General features: G+C 69.8%; 21 protein-coding genes. 18 read left to right on the top strand and 3 right to left on the bottom strand.

Features of this window, described 5'->3' with window-relative positions:
- The gene (locus ABD989_RS03250; protein ID WP_246995534.1) at nt 1-2046 is read right to left on the bottom strand and encodes a neutral/alkaline non-lysosomal ceramidase N-terminal domain-containing protein; all 2046 of its coding nucleotides are present in this window, start codon (nt 2044-2046) and stop codon (nt 1-3) included.
- A 66-nt stretch (nt 2047-2112) separates the two neighbouring features.
- Nucleotides 2113-3576 carry an MFS transporter gene (locus tag ABD989_RS03245; protein ID WP_425556466.1) on the bottom strand — a complete coding sequence of 488 codons (1464 nt, stop codon included), beginning with the start codon at nt 3574-3576 and terminating at the stop codon, nt 2113-2115.
- 92 nt (nt 3577-3668) lie between these two features.
- Here ABD989_RS03245 and ABD989_RS03240 point away from each other — a divergent pair, with 92 nt between their 5' ends.
- From ABD989_RS03240 to ABD989_RS03170, 15 genes are all read left to right on the top strand, one after another.
- Nucleotides 3669-4121: a MarR family winged helix-turn-helix transcriptional regulator gene (locus ABD989_RS03240; RefSeq protein ID WP_246995535.1), complete on the top strand. Its 453-nt coding sequence runs from the start codon at nt 3669-3671 to the stop codon at nt 4119-4121.
- A complete protein-coding gene (locus tag ABD989_RS03235; RefSeq protein ID WP_345312410.1) occupies nt 4118-5611 on the top strand; it encodes an amidase in 1494 nt (497 codons plus the stop codon). Before ABD989_RS03240 ends, ABD989_RS03235 begins: the two co-directional genes overlap by 4 nt.
- A gap of 108 nt (nt 5612-5719) precedes the next feature.
- Complete coding sequence (dapB, locus tag ABD989_RS03230) at nt 5720-6472, top strand: 4-hydroxy-tetrahydrodipicolinate reductase (RefSeq protein ID WP_246995540.1); 753 nt, start codon at nt 5720-5722, stop codon at nt 6470-6472.
- Between the two features lie 3 nt (nt 6473-6475).
- Nucleotides 6476-6967 (top strand): hypothetical protein, encoded by a 492-nt coding sequence (locus tag ABD989_RS03225; protein ID WP_246995542.1) that lies wholly within the window; start codon nt 6476-6478, stop codon nt 6965-6967.
- Between the two features lies 1 nt (nt 6968).
- Complete coding sequence (locus tag ABD989_RS03220) at nt 6969-7421, top strand: flavodoxin family protein (protein WP_345312409.1); 453 nt, start codon at nt 6969-6971, stop codon at nt 7419-7421.
- A 36-nt stretch (nt 7422-7457) separates the two neighbouring features.
- Entirely contained in the window at nt 7458-8264 is an 807-nt protein-coding gene (locus ABD989_RS03215) for a thymidylate synthase (RefSeq protein WP_308221361.1), read from the top strand.
- Nucleotides 8265-8294: 30 nt separating this feature from the next.
- Nucleotides 8295-8813, top strand: coding sequence for a dihydrofolate reductase (locus ABD989_RS03210; RefSeq protein WP_345312408.1), 519 nt, complete (start codon nt 8295-8297; stop codon nt 8811-8813).
- Nucleotides 8803-10029: a winged helix-turn-helix domain-containing protein gene (locus ABD989_RS03205; protein WP_345312407.1), complete on the top strand. Its 1227-nt coding sequence runs from the start codon at nt 8803-8805 to the stop codon at nt 10027-10029. The genes ABD989_RS03210 and ABD989_RS03205 overlap by 11 nt, the downstream gene beginning before the upstream one ends.
- A complete protein-coding gene (locus tag ABD989_RS03200) occupies nt 10029-10433 on the top strand; it encodes a helix-turn-helix domain-containing protein (protein ID WP_345312406.1) in 405 nt (134 codons plus the stop codon). The genes ABD989_RS03205 and ABD989_RS03200 overlap by 1 nt, the downstream gene beginning before the upstream one ends.
- 89 nt (nt 10434-10522) lie before the next feature.
- Complete coding sequence (locus ABD989_RS03195; protein WP_345312405.1) at nt 10523-10930, top strand: VOC family protein; 408 nt, start codon at nt 10523-10525, stop codon at nt 10928-10930.
- Between the two features lie 61 nt (nt 10931-10991).
- Entirely contained in the window at nt 10992-11504 is a 513-nt protein-coding gene (locus ABD989_RS03190; RefSeq protein WP_345312404.1) for a hypothetical protein, read from the top strand.
- Nucleotides 11501-12700: a CaiB/BaiF CoA transferase family protein gene (locus ABD989_RS03185; protein ID WP_345312403.1), complete on the top strand. Its 1200-nt coding sequence runs from the start codon at nt 11501-11503 to the stop codon at nt 12698-12700. The genes ABD989_RS03190 and ABD989_RS03185 overlap by 4 nt, the downstream gene beginning before the upstream one ends.
- Nucleotides 12697-13656: a beta/alpha barrel domain-containing protein gene (locus ABD989_RS03180; protein ID WP_345312402.1), complete on the top strand. Its 960-nt coding sequence runs from the start codon at nt 12697-12699 to the stop codon at nt 13654-13656. The genes ABD989_RS03185 and ABD989_RS03180 overlap by 4 nt, the downstream gene beginning before the upstream one ends.
- A 10-nt stretch (nt 13657-13666) precedes the next feature.
- The gene (locus ABD989_RS03175; RefSeq protein ID WP_345312401.1) at nt 13667-14440 is read left to right on the top strand and encodes an HAD-IIB family hydrolase; all 774 of its coding nucleotides are present in this window, start codon (nt 13667-13669) and stop codon (nt 14438-14440) included.
- A gap of 67 nt (nt 14441-14507) precedes the next feature.
- Complete coding sequence (locus tag ABD989_RS03170) at nt 14508-15455, top strand: intradiol ring-cleavage dioxygenase (RefSeq protein WP_345312400.1); 948 nt, start codon at nt 14508-14510, stop codon at nt 15453-15455.
- Here ABD989_RS03170 and ABD989_RS03165 read toward each other — a convergent pair whose 3' ends face one another.
- The gene (locus ABD989_RS03165; protein ID WP_246995560.1) at nt 15456-16286 is read right to left on the bottom strand and encodes a tyrosine-protein phosphatase; all 831 of its coding nucleotides are present in this window, start codon (nt 16284-16286) and stop codon (nt 15456-15458) included.
- A gap of 109 nt (nt 16287-16395) precedes the next feature.
- Here ABD989_RS03165 and thyX point away from each other — a divergent pair, with 109 nt between their 5' ends.
- Genes thyX through ABD989_RS03150 form a run of 3 tightly spaced genes read left to right on the top strand, consistent with a single transcriptional unit; the run spans nt 16396 to nt 19930 of the window.
- A complete protein-coding gene (gene thyX / locus ABD989_RS03160; RefSeq protein WP_345312399.1) occupies nt 16396-17145 on the top strand; it encodes an FAD-dependent thymidylate synthase in 750 nt (249 codons plus the stop codon).
- A gap of 38 nt (nt 17146-17183) precedes the next feature.
- Nucleotides 17184-18089, top strand: coding sequence for a 4-hydroxy-tetrahydrodipicolinate synthase (gene dapA, locus ABD989_RS03155; RefSeq protein WP_246995564.1), 906 nt, complete (start codon nt 17184-17186; stop codon nt 18087-18089).
- Complete coding sequence (locus tag ABD989_RS03150) at nt 18089-19930, top strand: ribonuclease J (protein WP_246995566.1); 1842 nt, start codon at nt 18089-18091, stop codon at nt 19928-19930. Before dapA ends, ABD989_RS03150 begins: the two co-directional genes overlap by 1 nt.
- Nucleotides 19931-19937: the final 7 nt, after the last annotated feature.

The raw sequence follows: 19937 nt of genomic DNA, 5'->3' as shown, positions 1-19937 counted from the left end.
TCAGCCGACCTCGATGGGGCCGGAGTTGCCGCTGAACTCGGTGAGCTTGCCCGACGCCGCCTTGGCGTCGCCGTAGTAGCGGATTCGGTAGCGACCGGCCGCCGAGCGCGGGATGCGCCAGGTCACGGTGACCTTGGAGGCCGACGGGCTGCCGCCGGGGCGGACCCACTTGAGTTCGGTGGACTCGTGGTCGTCGTCGTAGGCCACCTGCCAGCCGGTGTCGGTGTGCTTCTCGACGGCGAAGTAGCCCTTGGTGTTGCGGCCGCGGCGGATCTTGTTGGTGGGGTAGGCGCCGCAGAAGTCGACGGCGACGGTGGCCCCGGGCTTCGCCTTGCCGGGCACCTTGGAGACCACCTGGCCGAAGCGCTTGCCCGGCATCGGGGTGTCGGCCGGCTGGGCGCCGAGCAGGTCGGGCTGCAGCCCGCTGCGGTCGCTGGGCCGGGTGCCGACGGGCACGCGACGGCCGCGAGCCATGGCGCGGGCGAGGTGGTCGAACTCCTGCATGTACGCACACAGCGTCCAGCGACCGAACAGCGTCGCGCCGCCCTCGTACTGCTGCTCGCCGTACTCCTCCGGCGTGGTGGCGTACTGGCTGTAGCCGTTCGAATAGCCTTGCAGCAGAACGTTTTCCAGCGGGACCTTCAGCGCGTCGGCGACGATACGACGGATCCGCAGACCGGCGACGATCGTCGACTCGGCGGGCATCGCGGCCAGCACCAGATCACCGATGCGGATCAGCTGGATCGGCAGATTCTGCTCCACCCACGAGCGCGGGGGCAGGATGCCGAGCGGGAACAGCTCGGCCTTGGGCGCCTGCGCGTAGACCATCCACGGATCCGGTGTCGGCACCGCGCCGGCACCGAGCGCGAGGGTCAGCTGATTGCGCATGCCCTCCTTCAGGATCGCCAGCTGGCTCCGGGTGTTGTCCTCCATGCTGGTCGCGGCGGAGGCCAGACCCATCATGGCCGGGGCGGTGCGGGCGGCCTTGCCGTTGGGCGTGTAGGCGCCGTCGATTCGGGTGTCCGCCATGTTCACGTACTTGGTGGCCGAATCGATGCCACCGCGGATCGGGCGGGCGGCGCCGAGCGCGGCCTGCCCGGCGTGATCCTGGCGCTGACCGATCATGATGTTGTTGGTGCGGTTGCTCTCGGTGGGGCCGCCGGGATTCATCTTGCGCAGCCACAGGTTGGGCGTCATGTCGCCGGCGTTGGTTTGCGCGTGCGCCACGATCGCGGTCCCGTCGCGCTGCTCGGCGAGGTACGACGCGTAGCCCTTGTTGTCCGGACCGATCTGGAAGTTGGCGTCGGTGAGCGACGTGCCGTGCGTGGCGAACCAGACGATCTCACCGATCGACGTGCCGCCCTGACGCAGCCGCAGTGCGGTGACCTGCGGGTCGATCTTCTCCGGGAAGTACTTGCGGTCGGCCGCCGGGTTCCGGTCGAACGCGGGCTGCGAACGGTTCGCGCTGGCATTGTGCAGTTCGCTGAAACCGAGCTCGACGGTGCCCGGTGCCAGCGAGTCGTGCGCCTGCGCGACGGCCTCGAGCAGACCGGCGAGCTCGGCCTCGAACGAGTTGTGCCGGTGGCCCATCGACGCCAGCGTGTACGCGTAGTCCCACGAGGTACCGCCGCACGAGTTGTGGTTGTGCGTGGCGTTGATGTTGACGTTGTGCTCGTTGTACAGGTTGCCGTAGCGACGACGCAGCTCCGCCAGCAACCGCATGTGGTGCGAGGTGAACACGCAGCCGATGTCGGCGGTGATGAACAGGACGCGGTGGCCGGTGGCGGCGTCGGCGATGACGTAGGCGCGCGCCCAGGTGCGCTGCAGGAGACCCTCGGCCACCTGCTCGGCATCCGAGTAGCCCATCATGCCCTGGCCCGCGATCGCGCCGGTCATGTCGCCCTTGCCCGCGCCCACCAGGTAGCCGGAGCCGCCGGGTTCGGCGGCCGCCGGAGAGTCGATGCTGCCGGTCGCCGCGAGGGCTCCGACTCCGACAGCGGTGACGGCGGTGGCCTGCAGAAGACTGCGGCGCGAGAAGTCGGACAACCATGCTCCCGAGAAATAGAACCTGTTCTAACTCGCGTCAGGATAGCCGACCGCCGTCGACCGCTGTCACGCGCGTGCGTCGATGGCGTCCTGCAGCTCCTGTCCGGACATCTTCTTGCCGCGCAGGGGGTAGACGAACAGGGCCAAGGCTGCGCCGATCGCTGCCGCGGCCGCACCGATGATGAAGCACAGTTTGAAGGCGTCCAGCGTCGGTAGCGGGTGCCCGCCGAGGTCGATGGTGTTGCTGGTCAAGACCACTGCCATCACCGCGCCGGCCAGCGTGGTCCCGACCGAGCGGGCGAGACCGTTGAGGCCCACGCTGGCGGCGGCCTCGGCGGGCGGCACGTTCTCCAGGATCAACGTCGGCATCGCGGCGTAGCCGATGCCCACGCCCGCCGACCCGATGCACGTGGCGATCAACAGCTGCCAGGGCGCGCCGGTGAGGAAGACGGCCAACACGTAGCCGCCGGCGAGTACGAAGCCGCCGAGGGCGAGGGTGCGTCGACCGCCGATGGTGGACAGCAGCTTGCTCGACACCGGTGCGAACACGAGCATCATGAGGCCGCCCGGCGCCATCCAGAGGCCGGTGGCCAGGATCGACTGGCCGAGGCCGAATCCGGTGGCCGCCGGCATTCCCAGGAGCTGCGGGACGACGATGGCCTGGGCCATCATACCGAAGCCGATCAGGACGGCGGCGAGGTTGGTCATCAGCACGGGGCGCTGCGACAGGGTGCGCAGTTCCACCAGCGGATCGTCGCTGCGCATTTCGAACCAGCCCCAGAGCAGCAGCACGGCGACGCCGCCGATCAGCAGGCCGAGGGTCAGGCCGCTGGTCCAACCCCAATCGTTGCCCTTGGAGACGCCGACGAGGAAGGCGACGAGACCAGTCGCCAGGCCGATCGCGCCGAGCCAGTCCAAGGACCCTTCCTGGGCGTCACGCACATGGGGGAGCAGGAACAGCGAGAGCAGTGCCATCACCGCGGCCAGGCCGAGCGAGACCCAGAAGAGTGCGTGCCAGTCGAGCGAGTCGGCGATCCAGGCTGCGAGCGGCAGGCCCAGGGCGCCGCCGACGCCCAGCATGGCGCTGATGGCGGCCACCGCGGTGTTGATCATCCGCACGGGCGCCACTTCGCGCACGAAGCTGATGGCGACCGGGATGTAGCCCATGGCCAGGCCCTGCAGGACGCGGCCGACGAGCATCGGCGCCAGTGAGTCGGAGAGGGCGCAGATGAGGGAACCGACAAGGAGGATGAGGGCCGATGCCACCAGCACCGGCTTCTTGCCGAACAGGTCGGCGAGGCGACCGGCCACCGGCATCGCCACCGCGCCACCGAGCAGGGTGGCGGTGACCACCCAGGAGGCGTTCGACGACGAGGTGCCGAGCAGTTCGGGGAGTTCCACCTGGATGGGGATCACCAGCGACTGCATGAGCGAGGCGAAGAGGCTCGAAAGGCCCAAGACGCCGATGATCAGGATCGGGTTCACCGAGCTGGTGGCGCGCGGGGTCGCGGCCTTGCCGGAGAGATTCACGTAGGTGTCCTTATCCGCTGTGTGTAAGTTACACAGCTAAAGTGTGTAGGTTACACATTGATGGTTCGAGGTAGAACCCAGGAAGGTTCGACGTGACGCAGGACACGGTGGGCGACGATCAGAGTCGTCGGCTTGCGGGGGCTTTGGCCCGAATGGAGACCTATCGGCGGCATCGTCGGGAAGAGGGGGGCATCGGCGCCGCCGACCTTCGATTGCTGTGGCTGCTGGTGGAGTCCGGGCCGCAGACCCTGAGTGAGATCACCGGGGCGCTCGGGCTGGAACGGTCGACGGTGAACCGCCAGGTCAATGCCGCGGTCGATGCCGGACTGCTCGCCAAAGAGCGGGTGCCCCACTCGAGCGCGCACTGCGTTCACCTGACCGAGATCGGGCGGGCCGCGTTCGACGCCGCCGCGCAGCGCGCACTCGACGTGATCGACGAGACGCTGGCGCAGTTGGGGCCGTCGGACGCGGCCGTACTGGTCGACCTCGTGGAAAGGTTCGTTGCCGCCTACGGGCGGCAGATTAGTGGTGCACTGAAGGAATGAACCTCGACGAGTACATGGCCTACGACGCGACGGCTCTGGCCGGATTGGTCTCGGATAAACAGGTGACGCCGGAAGAACTTCTGGAGCTGGCCCGTGCTCGGATGCGCGAGGTGAATCCGACGCTCAACGCCGTCGTCATCGAGACCGCCGTCGCCGCCGACCGCCAGGTGGCCGGCGAGCTGTCCGGGCCGTTCGCCGGTGTGCCCTTCCTCATCAAGGATCTGGCGCAGGAATACAAGGGCTACCCGACCACGTCGGGCTCCAAGGCGCTGCGCCACGTGGTGGAATCCCAGAACGCTCTGGTGACCGACCGGTTTCTGCACGCCGGTCTGGTGATCCTGGGTAAGACCAACACTCCCGAACTCGGCGCCAAGGGCATCACCGAATCCGACCTGTGGGGACCGGCGCGTAACCCGTGGGATCCCGCGCGGACCACCGGTGGGTCATCCGGCGGTTCGGCGGCGTCGGTGGCTGCGGGGGTGGTGCCCGCGGCCGGCGCGAACGACGGCGGCGGGTCGATCCGTATTCCGGCGGGCTGCAACGGGCTCGTCGGTCTCAAGCCCAGTCGTGGCCTCGCTCCGTATGGACCGCACACGGGGGAGCCGATGTTCGGCATGGCGGTGCAGGGCGTGGTGACCAGGACCGTGCGCGACACCGCGGGCCTGATCGACGCCATCGTCGGCCCGAATCCACTGGCCGACTACCAATCGGCGCAGCCGGAACGGCCTTTCGCCGAACTGATCGCCGAGGCGCCCGGCCGGCTGCGGATCGGCTACTCCGCCCGGTCCGCGATCAGCGGCGAGGCTTCCACGGATGCGCTCGCCGCCGTCGAGGCGACCGCGGAACTGCTCACCGAACTCGGTCATGACGTGGTGGCCGTCGACCCGCCGTACGACGACAAAGCACTCGCGCAGACGTTCCTGACGATCTGGTTCGCACACCTCGCCGCCGACGTCGCCGACATCAAGGAGCGCACCGGCGCCGGCGATTTCGACTTCGAGGCCGACACCCTGGCGATGGTCGAAGTGGGCAGGGCGAACGGTGCTGTCGCCGCGCTGCGGGCGCTCGGCGAGATCGCCGAATACACCCACGCGATGGAGCGCTTCTACACCGACCACGACTACTTCCTGACTCCGACGATCGCGCAGAAGCCGATCAAGATCGGCGCTCTGGACACTCCGAAGGCCCTGCAGGCGGGTGCTCGTGTGGCGCACCGCGTGCATGGCGGAAAGGCCCTGATCAAGTCCGGAATCATCGACCAGATGATCGAGGAGAACCTCGGCTGGGTGCCGTACACCCAGATGGCGAACCTCACCGGACGGCCCGCGATCAACGTGCCCGTGTACTGGGCCGACGACGGCCTGCCGCTGGGCGTGCAGTTCAACGGGCGGCTCGGGGCCGACGGCGCACTGCTGCAGTTGGCAGCGCAGCTCGAGGCCGCCCGGCCGTGGATCGACCGCTTTCCGGCCCGCCCGACACCGGCGAAGTAGACGGCGAAGCGGTTCCCGCGACCTCCGCGGCCGTCGCCGCTGCCGGCGTCCGGACGCGATGCACCTAGACTCGATGGCAACGATGTCGAGCGGCAAGAGGTGGAGTAGATGAGCGGTGCGATCCGGGTCGGAGTGCTGGGCAGCAAGGGCAAAGTGGGGCAGGCGATCGTCGCCGGCGTCGAGGCCGCCGGGGACACCGACTTCACCGTGGGCGTCGACTTCGGCGACGATCTGACCGCGCTGGTCGAGTCGAAGACTCAGGTGGTCGTCGACTTCACCCATCCCGATGCGGTGATGGACAATCTGAAGTTCCTCATCGACAACGGGATTCACGCTGTTGTCGGCACCACCGGCTTCACCGCCGAGCGCCTCGCGCAGGTCGAGAAGTGGCTGAGCGGGGCGCCGGGTGTCGGCGTCCTGGTCGCGCCGAACTTCGCAATCGGCGCCATCCTGTCCATGTACTTCGCGGAGAAGGCGGCGCCGTACTTCGATTCGGTGGAGATCATCGAGCTGCACCACCCGCACAAGGCCGATGCGCCGTCGGGCACGGCCGGCCGCACCGCCCAGCTCGTGGCCGCCGCCCGCGCCAGGGCCGGTAGCGCGCCCATGCCCGACGCCACCTCCACCGGACTCGAGGGCGCGCGCGGCGCGGACGTCGACGGTGTGCGCGTGCACTCGGTGCGTCTCGCCGGGCTCGTCGCGCACCAGGAGGTCCTCCTGGGCACCCAGGGGGAGACGCTGACCATCCGCCACGACTCGATGGACCGCACCTCGTTCGTCCCCGGCGTGCTGCTCGGCGTGCGCGAGATCGCGGCGCACCCCGGCCTCACGGTGGGACTCGACCAGTTCATGGACCTGTAGCCGATGGCAGCCAAGCAGAAGGATGCCCGGCCGATCGTGCTGATGATCGGCTTCATGGTGGTGGCCATCGTGGTCTACCTCTGGTTGTTGAGCCGCAACGCGGTGCGCCTGATTCAGGCCGGCACGCCGGTGGGCATCGCGCTGGGCGTCGGCGTCTTCCTCCTGCCGGTGGTCGGTATCTGGATTCTGGTGCGGACCCTGCAGGCCGGCATCGAGCACCAGCGGATGGCGGCCGCGGTGGTCGACGCCGGTCGTGAGCTGAAGGTCGACGACCTGCCGCACCGCCCGTCCGGTCGGATCGAGGTCGAGGCCGCGGATGCGCTGTTCGCGCAGGTCAAGGCCGAGTGGGAGGCCGATCCGTCGGACTGGATCAGCACCTTCCGCATCGCCCGCGCCTACGACTACGCCGGCGACCGCAAGCGCGCCCGCGAGATGATGGGCCGCGCCGCGGCCGGCTACCGCGCCGCCCAGCAGGAGAAGCAGGAACAGAGCTGACATGGCCCGCCTGCTGATCGTCCACCACACGCCGTCGCCGCACTGCCAGGCGATGTTCGAGGCGGTGATCGCCGGTGCGGCCGACCCGGACATCGAGGGGGTCGAGGTGGTGCGACGGACCGCGCTGGCGGTCACGGCCACCGACTTCCTCGAAGCCGACGGCTACCTGCTCGGCACCCCCGCCAACCTGGGTTACATCTCCGGGGCCCTCAAGCACGCCTTCGACGTGAGCTACTACCAGATCCTCGACTCCACGCAGGGGCGCCCGTTCGGCCTGTACCTGCACTCCAACGAGGGTGGCGAGGGAGCAGTGCGGGCCGTCGACTCGATCACCACCGGCTTGGGCTGGACCAAGGCCGCCGACTACCTCATCGTGTCGAACAAGCCGTCCAAGGACGAACTTCAGGCCTGCTGGGAACTGGGCGCCACGGTCGCGGCGCAGCTGATGGCTTAAGGTGCCGACCGCCCGCAGGTCAGTACACTCGGCACCGTGAGCACGACTATCCCCACCCCGTACGAGGATCTGCTGCGTCGGGTGATGGACACCGGTACCGAGAAGGCCGACCGGACGGGAACCGGGACCCGCAGCGTCTTCGGCGCGCAGCTGCGTTTCGACCTGAGCGCGGGCTTCCCGCTGGTGACCACCAAGAAGGTGCACCTCAAGTCGATCGTGTACGAGTTGCTCTGGTTCCTGCGCGGCGACTCCAACGTGCAATGGCTGCAGGACCACGGCGTCACCATCTGGGACGAGTGGGCGTCGCCGGACGGCGAGCTTGGCCCGGTGTACGGCGTGCAGTGGCGCAACTGGCCCACGCCCTCGGGCGAGCACATCGATCAGATCCAGGCCGCCCTCGACCTGCTGCGGACCGACCCCGATTCGCGCCGCAACATGGTCTCGGCGTGGAACGTGGGGGAGATCCCGCAGATGGCGCTCCCACCGTGCCACGCGTTCTTCCAGTTCTATGTGGCCGACGGCAAGCTGAGCTGCCAGCTGTACCAGCGCAGCGCCGACCTGTTCCTCGGCGTGCCCTTCAACATCGCGTCCTACGCGTTGCTCACCCACATGATGGCTCAGCAGGCGGGCCTGGAGGTGGGCGAGTTCATCTGGACCGGCGGCGACTGCCACATCTACGACAACCACGTCGACCAGGTCCGTGAGCAGCTGAGCCGCGAGCCGTTCGCACCGCCGACACTGCGACTGCGCCAGGCGGATTCGATCTTCGATTACCAGTACGACGACATCGAGGTGGTCGACTACACCTCCCACCCCGCCATCAAGGCGCCGGTGGCGGTGTAACGCGACCGAGCCAGAGGAGGACGACCGGACATGGACATCGCATTGGTCTGGGCACAGGATCGGGTGGGCGCCATCGGTCGCCGCGGCGCGATCCCGTGGAGCGTGCCCGAAGACATGGCGCACTTCCGCGAGGCCACCGGCACCGGCGCGGTAATCATGGGGCGCAAGACCTGGGAGTCGTTGCCGGTGCGGTTCCGTCCGCTACCGGGACGACGCAACATCGTCCTCACGCGCTCCGCGACCTACGCCGCCGACGGCGCCGAGGTGTCCAGCGATCTCGCGTCCGCCCTCGATCTGGTGGGCGGGGTGGCCTCGGTGATCGGCGGCGGCGAGATCTACAGCGCCGCAATGGAACACGCCACCCGGCTGCGAGTCACCGAGATCGGCACGCTGGTCGACGGCGCCGACGCCTTCGCGCCCGCGGTGGATCCGGTCACCTGGGAGCAGGCCGCCGCCACCGACTGGCTCCGCTCGCGGACCGGGACGCTGTACCGCTTCCTCGAATACCGGCGCATCGACTACCCGGCCGCCGGGGCCCGTGCCCACTGACCTCTCGGCGGCTGCAGCGCGTTCGATAGCGCTGGCGGCACAAGGGTTCACCGACCCGGCCCCGACGAGGCCTCCGACTCGCGCGCATTTCAAGCGGGTGCTGGGGCGCACACGCCTCCTGCAGTTGGACTCGGTGAACGTGCTCGCCCGGGCCCACTACCTGCCCGCGTTCAGCCGACTCGGCGCCTACGACGACCAGCTCCTCGACACCGCCGCCTGGCGGTCGGCGGCCCGCGCACCGCGTCTGCTGGCCGAGTACTGGGCGCACGAGGCCGCGCTCATCCCGGTGGACGACTGGCCGCTGTTCCGCTGGCGGATGACCGAGCTCGCAGGCGGCCGCTGGCGCCATGTCCGAGAAGCCTTGGCGCGCAACGCCGCTCTGCAGAACGACATCCTCGCGGCGATCACCGAGGCCGGCGCGAGCACTCCGCGCAGTCTGGAGACGGCGCTCGGCGTGGACCGATCCGGCTCCGCACCGGGTTCCTGGTGGCACCGCGGCGAGGTGAAGAACGTCTGCGAGGCGCTGTTCGCCGGCGGCACGCTGTCGGCGGTGCGCGACGACAAGTTCGTGCGCCACTACGACCTCGCCGAGCGCGTGGTCGGGGCCGAGCGCGTCGCCGCCGACATTCCCAAGCCCGAGGCGATCACCGAGCTGGTGCGCCGGGCGGCGGCCGCGCACGGTGTCGCCACCGTCGCCGATCTCGCCGACTACTACCGCCTGGCGACCGCCGATGTGCGCGCCGTGCTCGGCGACCTGCTCGACGACGGCACCCTCACCGCGGTGACCGTCGACGGCTGGAACGAACCGGCCTACCTGCACGCCGACGCGAAGATCCCGCGCCGCCCGGTGCGCTCGAGCCTGCTGTCGCCGTTCGACCCGCTCGTCTTCTACCGACCGCGGACGCTGCGGCTCTTCGGTTTTCACTACCGCATCGAGATCTACGTGCCCGCGCACAAACGCGTGCACGGCTACTACGTGCTGCCCTATCTGCACGACGGCCGGCTGCAGGCCCGCGTCGACCTCAAAGCCGATCGCCGCACCGGCGTGCTGCAGGTGCTGGCCGCCCACCACGAGGACGATGCGGATCTCGGTGCCGTCGCGCACGCACTGGCCGACGACCTGGCGGCACTCGCGCAGTGGCGCGGACTCGACGAGATCGACGTGCAGCCGCGCGGCGACCTCGCCCCGTTGCTGCGGCAGGCGGTGGCGGCCTGATGGCGCAGCAACCGTCGCCGGCGACGCTGGCGCACCTGCGCCGCGCCCGCGACCTGATGGACCGCGACTACGCCCAACCGCTGGACGTGCCGGTGATGGCCGACCGCGCGCTGATGTCGCCGGCGCACTTCTCCCGCGAGTTCAAGGCCGCCTACGGCGAGACGCCCTACGGCTATCTGGTGACCCGCCGGGTGGAACGGGCCATGGCGTTGCTCCGGGCCGGATCCAGCGTCACCGAGGCGTGCATGGCCGTCGGGTTCTCCTCGCTCGGCTCGTTCAGCAGCCGGTTCACCCAGATCGCGGGGGAGACGCCGTCGTCGTACCGGGCCCGCCCGCACGACGGCATGGAAGCCCTGCCGTCGTGCATCACCAAGGTGCTCGCGCGACCCATGCCCTGGTACTGAGCCACGCGGCGGCAATCGAGCAGATCGCTGCCGAAACCGAGCAGGATCGGAGAAGCGCAGCGGGCGCGCAGGGTTTTACCGTGGAGGACATGACCACTTCGATCGCCCTCACCGCCACTCCCATCACCGTCGACGACATGGAGGCCGCCCTCGGCTTCTACCGCGACGGCCTCGGACTCGAGGTGAAACTCGACGTCCCCAACGGCGAACTCCGCTGGGTCACCCTGGGCCCGGCCGACGGCGCCGGCGACATCGTGCTGTCCCAACCGGCGGCCGGCCGCTCGCCCGAGGACGCCCTGGCGCTGCACTCCCTGGTCGCCAAGGGAGTGATGGGGCCGTACATCTTCACCGTCGCCGATCTCGATGCCGTCTTCGAGAGCGTCGTCGCCACCGGCGCCGAGGTGCTGTCCGAGCCCGCCGAGCAGCCGTGGGGCCCGCGCGACTGCGCGTTCCGCGACCCGGCCGGGAACATGATCCGGGTCAACGCCGCTTCCTGACGCCGCCCGACACCTCCCTGCGGTCCCGCGCGCCCCGCGCGGGGCCGTAGTGTCAATAGGTGTGAGTCAGATCGAGATCTACGGCCAATGGCACACCCCACTTCCCGGCGGCACGGCCGCGCACCTCGCGGTCGCGGCGCAAGGGGAGCAGTACGCCGTGCTCTACAACGACGCCGGCGACTGGGAGGCCCTGGCCTTCGCCTACGACGAGGAGTCCGCGCGCCGCGCCGCCCGCCTCATCGAGCACATCATCGGCATGCCCGAACACGCCCGGATCGGCGGCGACGGAGTGCTGTCCGGGGCGGGCACCGAACACGCCGGGGTGGAGTGGGTGACCCCCGACGAACTGCTCGACGACGAGAACGCGGCCGTCCGCATCGCCGGGCACTCGATGCGGCGCCTGCGCGTGGTGCCCAGCGTCGACGGCGACGTGTTGGGCCTGCTCGACCCGGAGACCGAACCCCACGACCTCGCCGAGTTCAGTTCGGTCGCCGCCGCCGACGCCTTCATCACGGTGATCGACGCCCTGATCCGCAACCCCGCATACTCGTTCAACGACGAGCCGCAGCCATGACCGACGCACCGTCGTCGCCCCGCCTGCCGCTGGCCGGTGTGCGGGTGCTGGAACTGGGCAACTACATCGCCGCTCCGTCGGCCGGTCGGCTGTTGGCCGACTTCGGCGCCGAGGTGATCAAGATCGAGCGCGAGAGCGGCGACGAGCTGCGCAACTGGCGCCTGTACGCGGGCGAGACGTCGATGCTGTTCCGCACCATCAACCGGAACAAGAAGTCGATGGTGCTCGACCTGCGCACCGAGGAGGGACGCGAGGACGTCCGCACCCTCGCCGGACACTGCGACGTGGTGCTGGAGAACTTCCGGCCCGGCACCCTGGAGAAGTGGGGTCTGGGGCCGGAGGAACTCAGCCGCGACAACCCCGAACTCATCATCGTGCGGATCTCCGCCTTCGGGCAGACCGGACCGTACGCCGAGCGACCCGGATTCGCGGCCGTCGCCGAAGCCTACGGCGGTTTCCGGGAACTGGTCGGCGACCCGGACCGACCGCCGGTGCGCACCGGTGTGTCGATCGGCGACTCGATCGCCGGACTCTACGGGGCCTTCGGCGCGGTCATGGCGCTGTACGAGGGACTGCGCCGCCGCGACGCCGCCGCCGAGCCGCTGCCGGTGGCCGACCGCATCGTCGACGTGGCGTTGCACGAGGCCATCTTCTCGATGATGGAGTCGCTGATCCCCGACCTCGGTGCCTACGGCGTGCGCCGCGAACGGACCGGTGGCCGCATGCAGGGCATCGCGCCGTCGAACGCCTACGTGTGCGGCGACGGCTTCTCGGTGGTGATCTCCGGCAACGCCGACGGCATCTTCGGCGGCTACATGCGCGCCATCGGCCGCGCCGATCTGGCCGACGACCCGGACCTCGCCGACAACGACGGCCGTTGGCACCGGCGCGACGAGATCGACGACGCGATCGGGGCGTGGACCGGCGCGCGGACCCGCGACGAGGTCCTCGCCGCCCTCGACGCGGCGGGCGTGCCGGCCGGGCCGATCTACACCGCAGCCGACATCGTCGCCGACCCGCAATACTCGGCGCGCAACATGATTCAGGAGTTCGACGTCGACACCGGCGCGCCCGAGCCCGTGCGCGTGGGCTTCCCCGGCGTGGTGCCGGTGCTCGGCGGACAGTCGCTGCCGATCCGCTCGCTGGGCCCGGAGATCGGTGAGCACACCGACGAGATCCGGGAGCGATTCCTGTGACGGGCACGGCGCGCTCGACGGTGGTGCGCGACGTGACGCTGCGCGACGGCCTGCAATTGACCGGCGGGCTCCTCGACGTCGACACCAAGGCGGCGCTGGTGCGCACCCTGCTGGCCGCCGGCGTCACCGAACTGGAGATCGGGTCCATGGCGCGCGGCGACCTGGTGCCGCCGATGGCCAACAGCCTGGAACTGATCGAGGCGCTCACCCCGGAGGAACTGGAGCACTGCTGGATCTGGGTGGCCACCCCGCGGCACGTGGCGAAGGCGGCCGCCGCCGGCGCCCGCAACTTCCAGTACTGCTTCTCGGCGTCCGACGCCCACAACAAGGCCAACATCGGCCGCCTCACCGAGGACTCGCTGGCCGCGATGCCGGACGCGGTCGCCCATGCCGAAGCCGTCGGCGGGCGCCTCGAACTGTGCCTGGCCACCGCCTTCACCTGCCCGTTCGACGGCGCCGTCGACCCCGATCGGGTCCTGGAGATCGTCGCCGATCCGCGCACCGCAGGCTCGGTCGACGTGGTGCTGGCCGACACGCTCGGGCAGGCGTACCCGGGCCAGGTGGCCGAACTGTTCGCCGCAGCCGCCCATCCGGCCGGTGAACGGCGCCTGGTGTTCCACGGCCACGACACGTGGGGGATGGGCGTGGCCAATGCCCTCGCCGCGGTCGGGGCGGGTGCCGCGATGGTCGACGGCGCGCTCGGCGGCCTCGGCGGCTGCCCGTTCGCACCGGGCGCCAGCGGCAACACCGCCACCGAGGACCTGCTGTTCGCGCTGCGCCCGGGCTGGCTCACCCCGGCCCGCTTCGGCGCACTCGTCGACGCCGGGAACGGATTGCTCGCCGAACTCGGGGAGACCTCGCGGTCCCGCGCGGCCGAGGGCGCTGCGTCGAACGCCGAGGCCTTCCCGTGGGTCAATCGCACTACCGTGCAGAACCCCGACGGCGCTCTCGGTTAAGGTTCCCGGCATGGCTGACGGACTCACGCACAACGGCAAGACCTACAAGCTGGTCATGTTCGACCTCGACGACACCCTCGCCCCGTCCAAGACGGCGATGGCCGACGAGATGGTCGACCTGTTCCGCGAGATGCTCGCCGCCTCCCTCGGCTGCGTCATCTCCGGCGGCCAGATGGGTCAGTTCCAGACCCAGGTGCTCGACCGGCTCGGCGCGTTCGAGCACCGCGGCAACCTGCACCTGATGCCGACCAACGGCACCCGCTACCTGCGCTGGGCGGACCCGGAGTGGGAGACCGTCTACGCCGAAGAGCTGTCCGACGACCAGAAGGCCCGCGCACTCGCCGTGGTCGAGGAAGGCGCCAAGGAACTCGGCCTGTGGGAGAGCAAGACCTGGGGCCCGATCCTGGAGGATCGCGGCAGCCAGATCACCTTCAGCGCGCTGGGCCAGTCGGCGCCCGTCGATGCCAAGACGGCGTGGGATCCGGACGGCCGTAAGAAGGAGTCGCTGCGCGCCTACGCCGCCGAGCGTCTGCCCGACCTGGAGGTTCGCAGCGGCGGCTCCACCTCCGTCGATATCACCGCCAAGGGCATCGACAAGGCGTACGGCGCCCGCCGCCTGATGGAGATCCTCGGCCTGACCACCGACGACATCCTGTTCTTCGGCGACCGTCTCGACGAGGGCGGCAACGACCGCCCCGTGATGGATCTGGGCATCGACTCGATCCCGGTGCACGGCTGGGAAGACACCTACGCCAAGCTCGCGCCCATCGTCCGCGGCGCCTGACACACCTCCAGCACACCGGCAGGCGACCCACAGCGACCGGACAGGAACGGCGCTTAGGGTCACTGGCATGCACCCACGATTTCGCCGCGACCGACCCGCTGCCGCTCCCTCCGATCCGCCGCTCGACGGTGCGCTGACCCGCCGGGGAGTCCTGGCCGGCACCGGCGCTCTCGGGTTGGCCGGGGTCCTCGCCGCCTGCGGCGTCGACCAGAAGTCCGCGCCGGCCGCCTCGTCGGCGACGGGAGTTTCGGGTGCGGACTCCGCCACGACGTCGGCTGCGGGCGGCAGCGGCGACCTGCTGAACGAGTTGCTGGCGCAGGCACCGCAGTGCCCCACCACCGCGGAGGCCACGGAGGGGCCGTACTGGTTCGACGTGGACCGCATCCGCGCCGACATCCGCGAGGACCGCGAGGGCGTCCCGCTGGAACTGGCACTGCGCGTGGTGGATCTGGAGAACTGCCGGGTCGACGGCGACCCGGCGCCGGTGCGCGATGCCGTGGTGGAGATCTGGCACTGCGATGCCGAAGGCAACTACTCGGGTTTCGAGTCGGGAACCGCCGGCGGGCCGCCGGGTGGCGGGCCGCCGGGTGGCGGGGGACCGGGCGGGCCCGGCGGAACAGACAGGGACGGAACGGTCTCGGACGGCGCCTACAGTTCCGGAGATCGCGAGTCCACGCCGTCGGATGCCAAGACCTATCTGCGCGGCGCGCAGCCCACCGATGCAGACGGCATCGTGCGGTTCACCAGCATCTATCCGGGCTGGTACCGGGGGCGGACGGTGCACATCCACCTGCGGGTCCATCTGAACAAGACCACCGCCCGCACCAGCCAGCTGTACTTCGACGACGGGCTCAGCGACGAGGTCTTCGCGGCGCACAGCCCGTACGACGGCCATCCGAACCGCGCCACCCGCAACGCGAACGACGGCATCTACGACGCCACCGGACTGCTCAAGGCTGGCCAGTCCGGAGGCACCGTCTATGCCGCGGTGAACCTCGGCATCACTGCAAAGTGACTACTGGGGCGTGACGGCGGCTTCGCTGGTCGCGTCCGACGCGATCATCGCGGTGCGGATCGACTCGATCTCGGCGGTCGACAGCCGCAGGCCCTTGCGCAGGTAGCCGTCGAAGCCGCCGTAGATGCGGTCGACGTGTGCGAACGCGCCGCGCAGCCACGCGACGTCGGCGCCGGTGTTGTTGGCGGTGAAGTCGGCCTCGATGGTCTTCATATCGGCGCCGGCGATCTTCAGCAGCACGGCCGAGCCCCACCCGGTACGGTCGCGGCCGGCGCTGCACTGGATGAGCACCGAGTCGCCGCGCTCGACGGTCGTGGCCACCTGGAGCAGCATGGTCCGGTACGCCTCGCGGGCACCCGGATTGTCGACGAAGGTCCGGTACATGCCGGGGAAATCGGCCGAGCCGGCGAGCGGGGCCAGGGCCATGACGTCGGCCACGACCACCTTGGCGCCGGGCACCGGGCGGTTGGGCTTGAGCTGGCGCTCGAACGACGTGCGCAGATCGACGATGGTGGTCACGTCGCGACGCTGCAGCTCCGCGAGGCCCGCGTTGTTCAGGTTCTGCAGGTCGCCGCTGCGGATCACGCGGTCGGTCAGGGCCTGGCCGTCGGTGTTGGTGTAGCTGCCGAAGGTGCGGGCGTTGTACACGCCGCCCAGGTTCACCCGCTCGGGCGCGGGCACCGCCTGCTGCTTCTGCGGCTGGTTCTGCTGCTGCTCCTGCGGGACGGCGTTCGCGGGCGCGGCGTCGACCAGGAAGGGCGCCAGGCCCAGCGCTGCGGTGACGGCCAGGGTGGCGGCACGGCGGGTGGTGACCGTCGGGAGGGGCTTCATCCAGAGTTGCTCATTTCCGTGAAAAGGTGGGTTATCGATATTGGTCGATGAGTATAGGCAAGCCCGGCCTTGTTTCCGTCGTCGACCGTGACTAATCCAGGAGGATCCCGTGCCCGATCTGGTGGCGCTCAATGTGCAGTTGGTGGCATCGACGACGTTCACCGCCCCGCAGGTGGCGTGGTCCAGTGACGCCGACGGCGGCGAGGCGCTGATCGAGTTCGCCGGCCGCGCCTGCTACGAGAGCTGGGACAAGCCGAATCCGCGGACCGCGACCAACGCCGGCTATCTGCGTCATGTGCTGGAGGTGGGGCACACGTCGCTGTTCGAGCATGCGAGCGCGTCCTTCTACATCACCGGCATCTCGCGCTCGTGCACCCACGAGCTGATTCGGCACCGCCATTTCTCGTACTCCCAGCTGTCCCAGCGGTTCGTGCCAGAGCACGACGCCAACGTGGTGCCGCCGCCGGCGATTCGCGGTGACGCCGAACTCGAGGCGCTTTTCCAGGAGGCCACCGACGCGAGCCGCGCCGCCTACAGCGAACTGCTCGGCCGACTGGAAGAGAAGTTCGCGGGCGTGCCCAACGCCATCCTGCGCCGCAAGCAGGCACGCCAGGCCGCACGGTCGGTGCTCCCGAACGCCACCGAGACCCGCATCGTGGTGACCGGCAATTACCGGGCGTGGCGGCACTTCATCGGCATGCGCGCCACCGAGCACGCCGACACCGAGATTCGGGAGCTGGCGGTGGAATGTCTGCGCCAGCTGATCGAGTTGGCGCCCACTGCTTTCGGCGACTTCGAGATCGACGTTCTAGCCGACGGCACAGAGGTCGCCACCTCGCCGTTCCCGTACGAGGGCTGATCGCTGCCGAACCCGCCTGGTGCGGTACCGTGAGCCCCATGAATTCGCCTGCCACCGGGGGAGGGGCTGCACCCTTCGGAACCAACTCCGTCGCCATGGTCACGCCGTTCCGCGCCGACGGGAAGATCGACCTCGATAAGGCCGCTGAACTGGCCGATCAGCTGGTCACCGGCGGCCTCGACGGCCTGGTCGTCTCCGGCACCACCGGGGAGTCGCCGACCACCACCCCGACCGAGAAGAACGATCTGCTGCGGGTAGTCCTGGACGCCGTCGGCGATCGGGCCCGCATCGTGCAGGGCGCCGGCAGCTATGACACCGCCGAGACGGTGCTGCGCGCTCGCGAAGCCGCCGAGATCGGTGCGCACGGCTTGCTGATCGTGACCCCGTACTACTCACGGCCGCCGCAGCGTGGTCTGCTCGCGCACTTCCGGACCGTCGCCGACGCGACCGATCTGCCCGTGCTGCTCTACGACATTCCGCCGCGGTCGGTGGTGCCGCTGGAGTTCGAGACCATTCTCGCGCTCGCCGAGCACCCCAACATCCGGGGTATCAAGGATGCGAAGGGCGACCTGCACCAGGCCCGCAAGGTGATGGCGCAGACCGACCTGCAGTACCTGAGCGGCGAGGACGCCCTGAACCTGCCGTGGCTGGCCGTCGGTGCGATCGGCTTCGTGAGCGTCATCGGCCACCTGGTGCCGGGCCGGATGGCCGCCCTGCGCGACGCCGTCGCCGCAGGCGATCTGGCGACCGCCCGCAAGCTCAACGACTCGATGGCGCCACTGGTCGAGGCGATGGGCCTCACCGGCGGGGTCACCATGGTCAAGACCGCGCTGCGGATGACCGGGTTCGACGTCGGCGATCCGCGCCTGCCGCAGGTCGCGGCCGATCCAGGTCAGATCGAACAGATCCTGACTCTCCTGCGCCAAGCAGAGGTGGTTTCCTGATGACCGGTCCGGGTCGCTCCCAGCGTCGTCGTTCGTCCCGCAAGGCCGGTCCGCCGGCCGACGCCCCCGCCAAGAAGACGAAGGGCGCGCAGCTGCACCCGGCCGCCGAGGCCGCGACCGGCTCCGGCGTCACCGCCGACCATCTCGAGCGACTGCCTTCGCCGCCGCCGCTCGCCGAGGGCGGACTGCGCATCGTCGCGCTCGGCGGCATCGGCGAGATCGGTCGCAACATGACGGTCTTCGAATACGCCGGTCGCCTCCTGGTGGTGGACTGCGGCGTGCTGTTCCCCGAGGACCAGCAGCCCGGCGTCGACCTGATCCTGCCCGACTTCCGGTACATCGAGGACCGCGTCGACGAGATCGACGCGATCGTGCTCACCCACGGTCACGAGGACCACATCGGCGCGGTGCCGTTCCTCCTCAAGCTACGGTCGGACATCCCGGTGGTCGGCTCGCGCTTCACGCTGGCGCTGGTCGCCGCAAAGTGCCGTGAGCACCGCCTGCGGCCCACGCTGATCGAGGTGCGCGAGGGCGACCGCGCGAGCTATGGCGAGTTCGACTGCGAGTTCTTCGCCGTCAACCACTCGATTCCCGACGCACTGGCCGTCGCGATCCGCACGCCCGCCGGCCTCGTGTTGCACACCGGTGACATCAAGCTCGACCAGTTGCCGCTGGACAACCGCCTCACCGACCTCGGCGGCTTCAGCCGTCTCGGCGACGAAGGCGTCGACCTGTTCCTGGTCGACTCCACCAACGCCGAGGTGCCCGGCTTCGTGACTCCCGAGCGGGAGATCGGCGTGGTGCTCGACGGGGTGATCGGCAAGGCCCGCCAGCGCGTGATCGTGGCGTCGTTCGCCTCGCATGTGCACCGCATCCAGCAGATCGTCGACGTGGCACACCGCTACGGACGCCGCGTCACCTTCGTGGGCCGCTCCATGGTCCGCAACATGGCGATCGCGCAGGACCTGGGCTACCTGCACATCCCCGAGGGCGTCGAGGTGGACATCGACACCGCGGCCACGCTGCCCGACGACAAGGTGGTGCTGGTCAGCACGGGCAGCCAGGGCGAGCCGCTGTCGGCGCTGTCTCGGATGGCGCGCGGCGATCACCGGCAGATCAACATTCGGGCCGACGACCTCGTGGTGCTCGCGTCGTCGTTGATCCCCGGCAACGAGAACTCCGTCTTCGCGGTGGTCAACGGGCTCGCCAAGCGCGGCGCCACGGTGATCACCCAGGCCAGCGCCAAGGTGCACGTCTCCGGCCACGCGTCGGCGGGCGAGCTACTGTACCTGTACAACGCGGTGCGCCCGTCCAATGCCATGCCGGTGCACGGCGAATGGCGGCACCTGCGCGCCAACGCCGCGCTCGCCGAGGCGACCGGTGTGCCCGCCGACCGGATCGTTCTCGCCGAGGACGGCGTGACCGTCGACCTCGTGGACGGCCGCGCACGGATCTCCGGCAAGGTGCCGGTGGGCTTCGTCTACGTCGACGGCCTGTCCGTCGGTGACGTCAGCGAGTCGACGCTGTCGGACCGACTGGTGCTGGGGGAGGGCGGCTTCATCGCCATCACCGTGGCCGTCGACGACCGCACCGGGCGCGCGGTGAGCCGCCCGCAGATCTCCGGCCGCGGTTTCTCCGACGACCCGGACGCGCTGTCGGAGGCCGCCGACCTGGTCGACAAGGCGCTGACCGAGCTGGCCGGGGAGGGCGTCACCGACTCCCACCGCATCGCCCAGGGCATCCGCCGCGTGGTGGGCCGCTGGGTGGCGCAGAAGTACCGTCGCCGTCCGATGATCGTGCCGACGGTCATCGAGGTGCCCGCCGACGACGAGCTGGGCTGACCCCCGA

The organism is Gordonia alkaliphila (assembly GCF_039542465.1).
Taxonomy (GTDB): Bacteria; Actinomycetota; Actinomycetes; order Mycobacteriales; family Mycobacteriaceae; genus Gordonia; species Gordonia alkaliphila.
Note: the sequence above shows the minus strand (reverse complement) of the source record. Positions and strands in the feature narration are given on the sequence as shown.

Coding starts and splice junctions, on each gene's coding strand:
- ABD989_RS03185 (WP_345312403.1), top strand. CDS start 11,501: ATGACCGACGCACCGTCGTCGCCCCGCCTGCCGCTGGCCGGTGTGCGG.
- ABD989_RS03200 (WP_345312406.1), top strand. CDS start 10,029: ATGGCGCAGCAACCGTCGCCGGCGACGCTGGCGCACCTGCGCCGCGCC.
- ABD989_RS03150 (WP_246995566.1), top strand. CDS start 18,089: ATGACCGGTCCGGGTCGCTCCCAGCGTCGTCGTTCGTCCCGCAAGGCC.
- ABD989_RS03220 (WP_345312409.1), top strand. CDS start 6,969: ATGGCCCGCCTGCTGATCGTCCACCACACGCCGTCGCCGCACTGCCAG.
- ABD989_RS03225 (WP_246995542.1), top strand. CDS start 6,476: ATGGCAGCCAAGCAGAAGGATGCCCGGCCGATCGTGCTGATGATCGGC.
- ABD989_RS03210 (WP_345312408.1), top strand. CDS start 8,295: ATGGACATCGCATTGGTCTGGGCACAGGATCGGGTGGGCGCCATCGGT.
- ABD989_RS03175 (WP_345312401.1), top strand. CDS start 13,667: ATGGCTGACGGACTCACGCACAACGGCAAGACCTACAAGCTGGTCATG.
- ABD989_RS03165 (WP_246995560.1), bottom strand. CDS start 16,286: ATGAAGCCCCTCCCGACGGTCACCACCCGCCGTGCCGCCACCCTGGCC.
- ABD989_RS03195 (WP_345312405.1), top strand. CDS start 10,523: ATGACCACTTCGATCGCCCTCACCGCCACTCCCATCACCGTCGACGAC.
- dapA (WP_246995564.1), top strand. CDS start 17,184: ATGAATTCGCCTGCCACCGGGGGAGGGGCTGCACCCTTCGGAACCAAC.
- dapB (WP_246995540.1), top strand. CDS start 5,720: ATGAGCGGTGCGATCCGGGTCGGAGTGCTGGGCAGCAAGGGCAAAGTG.
- ABD989_RS03170 (WP_345312400.1), top strand. CDS start 14,508: ATGCACCCACGATTTCGCCGCGACCGACCCGCTGCCGCTCCCTCCGAT.
- ABD989_RS03235 (WP_345312410.1), top strand. CDS start 4,118: ATGAACCTCGACGAGTACATGGCCTACGACGCGACGGCTCTGGCCGGA.